Raw genomic sequence first — 5,087 nt, 5'->3', positions numbered from 1 at the left:
TTTGACAGTAGCTATATCAAAATCGACTCCAAGAACACCCGCAATGTTGCCACCGGAATCATATATCGGGGCATAGCCAGTCATAAAAGTACCCCATTCATCAGTATATGGATCAGCTGATACATAAGGTGCAACTAAACCGTTCTTAATATCTTCGATCGGAGCATCCTCATAAAGCTGGCCAGCATAAACGTCTATTACCCCATCGGTAAGATAATCAGCATCCACGATGAACCTTGCATTCCCTTCCTCATCCAACCTAATGATATAAACATAAGTGATTATATCGCCGTTATCTCCTCTTAACTCATCCAGCTTCTGATATACCTGCATAAAAGCCTCATTTTCGGTATCTCCCTTTTCATTGATCTGATACAGAAGATCTCCGTCGATCTGGCTTGACATTACTTTTGCAGTGAGGATCAATTCCTCTTTCATCTGATCGGTTATAGCTGTTTTTGCCTCCTCGACCGTAAATAAGAATGTCCCCATTGACACCAGCAAAATTAGAACCATAAAACTGACAGTTAGTTTTGTTCCCAGGCTGTTATACCATTTAACCATTTTTTACCTCTTTGCATGCACTATATAGAACCCTTGCATTACCGAGTATATATATTTTTCTAATTATATTAGAATCCGCTTTACTGATCCATAGAAAAAACATCCAAAATAGAACGAAAAAAGCCAATAATTAACTAATGAGATAGTTTTTTAACGAACCTTTATCGGGTATAAAAATTGTACCTCTTGATCTTGTAAAAGAAGAATTCTTCTGCTAACTGCATCCTGAAAGAATTTTTAAATGCTTCCCGATCAGAAGATCGATCCGGTTCTCAACAATACGGAATAGTAAAAGTGAATATGCTTCCCTTTCCAACTTCACTTTCAACCCATACACTGCCACCATGCATCTCAACGTACTTCTTGACAAGAACCAGACCAAGTCCTGTTCCTTCGTGTTCGCGTGTCAGATATGGGTTCAGCTGTTTAAACGGATGGAAGAGTTTATGCAAGTCTTTTGTTGCGATCCCGATGCCGTTATCTGTCACACTGATCTCAAGCACATTATCCGTGCGATGTGCAGTGATACCTACATAGCCATTATCGGGTGTGAACTTAATGGCATTGCTCGCAAGGTTGTAGAGGATCTGTTTGAATTTGGTCTTATCTGCATTGATGCTACCAAGCTGTGGCTCTAGTTTAACATCCATTTCGATCCCCTTCCTCAGTGCAAGAGAAGACAATAAAGAAGTTACCTCACAGACAGCATCACATACAGAGAATGACTCATAAATGAGTTCCATTTTACCGGCTTCAACCTTCGAAAGGTCCAGGATATCATTGATAAGATCAAGTAAATGCCTGCCACCTTTCAATATATGATTCATGTAGCGTATCTGTTTTTCATTTAGGTCTCCGATAGTTCCGCCAAGCATCATATCAGAAAAACCTATGATAGAATTAAGTGGAGTTCGCAGTTCATGGCTCATGGTCGCCAGGAACTCACCTTTGCTTTTATTAGCATCCTCGGCAGCCATTTTAGCATGCAGTAATATATCTTCGCCCTGCTTTCTCTCTGTGATATCACGACACACACAAAAAATGAATTTTTTACCGTCGAAGATAGCCGCATTTCCACTTATCTCAACGTCGATAAGACTACCGTCCTTGCGACGATGCTTGGTCTCGTGAATAACTCCTTTGCTATCAGCAAGCCTGATCATTTCCAGCAGCTGCTCACGTGTATATTTGGTATCCCAATCCCACATGTACAGTTTCTGAATCTCCTCGGAAGAATAACCCAGCATTTCAGCATATCTTTGATTTGCCTCAAAGACCTTGCCATTCTGATCAAGAACAACCAGTCCGTCCATAGATTGCTCAAAAAGAATACGCCTTCTGACTGCTTCTTCTGTGACCTTATCCCGAGCCTCTTTTAGTTCAGTTATATCCTGCAACGAACCTGTTACTTTTACGACCTTGCCATTATTAATTGTGGGACTCCCATTAGTTCTGACCCATTTATGATTGCCTTTAGCTGTTATAAATTGCAATTCAAGATCGTATGATCTGCCATTTTCCACAGCATCCTGAAAAGCTTGCTCAATTACCTCTCTTGAGCCGGGAAGATAAAAATTCAACCCGAATTCAACACCTGCCTGATCATCAGAATCTACTTCATATATCCTTGTAACCTCAGGCGTCCACGTGCCTTTGCCGGATAAAACATCATATTCCCAACCACCTATCTTGGCAATTCTGCCAACTTCAATAAGAAGAGCTTCATTTTTTCGCAGTTTGTTTTCTGTTTGTTTCAGTTCAGTTATATCGTGGATCGTTCCAATTACTACATTTCTTTCAGCAAAATATTCAGCTACTGAATGTATATCACGGATTTCACCATCATTTTGCCGCAGTATTCTAAATTGCATATCATAAGGTGACTTTCTTTCTACAAGACCCTTTAATGCTGTATCCAGCATTGAACGATATTCAGGCAACGGTATTTTTTGTAGTTCTTTTATGTTATACCGTTTACCTTCCAGACCATATATTCTAAGGGCTTCTTCTGAAATATCTGCATTCCCGCAATCCAGATCGAATTCCCAGCTTCCGAACCCCCCTACCTTCTGTGCAGTGCGGAGCTGCATTTCTTTCTTTCGTAATTCTTCTTCATCCCCCTTGCGCCGAGTGATATCCCGGCCAACTCCCAGCACTCCAATTAAATTTCCATTTGAATCGTACATCGGACTTTTAATAGTCTCAGTATATTCTCTGTGTCCATCATCGGCATACGTTAGTTCTTCCTCATTCATGGCAGGTCTGCCAGCTTTAATCGCTTTCCTGTCATTCATAGTGAAAAAGTCTGCAAGGTCCTTTTCCACAAAATCATAGTCGGTTTTGCCAATAATTTCTGCTTCCTGTACACCAAAAAAGCGTTCGAACTTTGAATTGCACATCAGGTAAACACCATTTTGATCTTTCAGCCAGACAAGATCCGGAATAGTATCTACTAACGTGCGAAGCTGCCCCTTGCTATTTAACAGTGATCGCTCTGCTGACTTACGCTCTGTTATGTCTTCTCCAATACTGATAATACTGGAAATTTTCCCACTTCTGTCCTTCAAGACAGTATTGTTCCAGGCGATAACTCTTTTATTCCCATTTCCAGTGGCGATCTCATTTTCATAATATGATGGGAAATCTGCAGTTTCACTTGTCTTGACGAAGATGGTCTTTGTCTCACAGATCATGTCTGCAGGCAAAAAAATATCAAACCAATTCTTGTTAAGGACTTCTTTTCTTCTCCATCCTGTCAGCTCAAGCAAGAAATCATTACAGAAAATAATGTTCGCATTTGAATCCAGCATAACTCCGGCAAGTTGCAGATTATTGAGGATTTTTGAGAGATGATTTTCAGATCCGGGCCTGTCAGATTCTATTTTATTCCATTCGTTGATATCCATATTTTGCAAGATCACATTTGTAGGGTAACATGATGATAGCGGCTGAACTTTTAATAAGAACCGGCTTTTTCCAGCCGGACCAACTAACTCATATTCAAATTTGAATACTTTTGATCTGCCTTCGATAACATCCCTTATTCCCTGAGCTATAACAACTGCTTCCGATCTTTTCCCCGTTAATTCCGCGCACACTTTTAAATAATTGCTTCCTTCATTGCATTCAACAACATCCAAACCGTTCTTCTGTGAGAACGCTATCCAACTTTTATTTGTATAGGCAATGATCCCATCAGAAGACAATATAACAATACCATCTTCCCAGAGATCCATTGAACCCACTTCAAATTTGCAATTTGAAAGAGCACTGGTTTTTGAAGACATATCTTGAGCCATTATTTTTTAAATAACCATTATATAATAACATTATTTATATGTTGTTGAAATCAGGTAACAGTTTATTTTGTAATATATACTCTGGTTCTCTACGTAACATTTGAAATTTATTATGAAATATAAATATTACTCAAGTCACAAGTAAAACAAGATTCACGTGATCAATTGTACCATAGATCTGTTTTCAGCAGAAAAACATATATGTGTTAATAGGTGTTTTAAGCCACAAGGAGAAGGTAATATAGAATTATAGCTCGATCGGAACTAAGAACCATCGTTTCATTATCTGGTAATATGGAGGCATTTTATGTTCACTATTTATAGATCAATAGAAAATGAGATCGTTAGCCTCGACAAAATTGAGAAGGGAGCATGGATAAACATTGTAAATCCCACTGAAGAAGAGATCTCCTACCTTTCTGAAAATCTAAAGATCCCAATTGAGCATCTCAAAGCTGCTTTGGACGAAGAAGAACGTGCCAGAATTGAAGTGGACGAAGAATGCACCATTGTGCTGATAGATATTCCAGTTGCGAGCAAAGACACAGCCGAAAGAGGAATTTACTATACCATCCCACTTGGAATTATAATAAATAATGAGAACATTGTAACTGTTTCTCTAAGGGAGAACTCAGTTATACGGCCATTTTTAGAAAATAAAGTCAAGTCATTCTGGACATTTAAAAAGACTCGCTTCCTGTTACAAATACTCTATCGCAGTTCCAAAGTGTACCTTCAGTATCTGAGAAATATTGATAAAACAAGTGATGTAATTGAAAACAGGCTGCATAAATCCCTGAAGAATGAAGAATTGATCCAGCTCTTAGAACTGGAAAAGAGTCTCGTTTATTTTTCAACTTCATTAAAAAGTAATGAAATAGTACTTGAGAAGATTCAGCGGGCAAACCTTATCAAGATGTATCCTGATGATATGGAACTGCTTGAGGATGTAATCATAGAGAATAAGCAGGCCATAGAAATGGCTAACATTTATAGTAATATCTTAAGTGGCACAATGGATGCTTATGCTTCAGTGATTTCAAATAACCTAAACATGGTACTGAAATTTTTGACCTCAGTTACGATAATTATATCGATCCCTACGATGGTCGCCAGTTTTTTTGGCATGAACGTACATGTCCCTTTCCAGAGCAATCCACATGCTTTTATGATAATATTTATGATGTCAACATTGTTCTCTGTGATATTATCAGTATTTATGGT

The 5,087-nt window shown here is 38.6% G+C and carries 3 protein-coding genes; 1 reads left to right on the top strand and 2 read right to left on the bottom strand.

Annotated elements, in window-relative coordinates:
• Positions 1-564: PDC sensor domain-containing protein (locus ACCM36_RS10135; RefSeq protein ID WP_370573640.1), on the bottom strand; the 564-nt coding region annotated here is incomplete at its 3' end.
• A gap of 272 nt (positions 565-836) precedes the next feature.
• Positions 837-3,863, bottom strand: a complete 3,027-nt coding sequence (locus ACCM36_RS10130) for a PAS domain S-box protein (RefSeq protein WP_370573639.1) — start codon at positions 3,861-3,863, stop codon at positions 837-839.
• 307 nt (positions 3,864-4,170) lie between these two features.
• Between ACCM36_RS10130 and ACCM36_RS10125 the strand changes: the two genes are divergently transcribed.
• Positions 4,171-5,087: magnesium transporter CorA family protein (locus ACCM36_RS10125; protein WP_370573638.1), on the top strand; the 917-nt coding region annotated here is incomplete at its 3' end.

The sequence above is a fragment of the Methanomethylovorans sp. genome (genome assembly GCF_041305605.1).
Classification (GTDB): Archaea; Halobacteriota; Methanosarcinia; order Methanosarcinales; family Methanosarcinaceae; genus Methanomethylovorans.
Note: the sequence above shows the minus strand (reverse complement) of the source record. Positions and strands in the feature narration are given on the sequence as shown.

Excerpts from the sequence above, each read along its gene's own strand:
- ACCM36_RS10130 (WP_370573639.1), bottom strand. The coding sequence starts at position 3,863 with ATGGCTCAAGATATGTCTTCAAAAACCAGTGCTCTTTCAAATTGCAAA.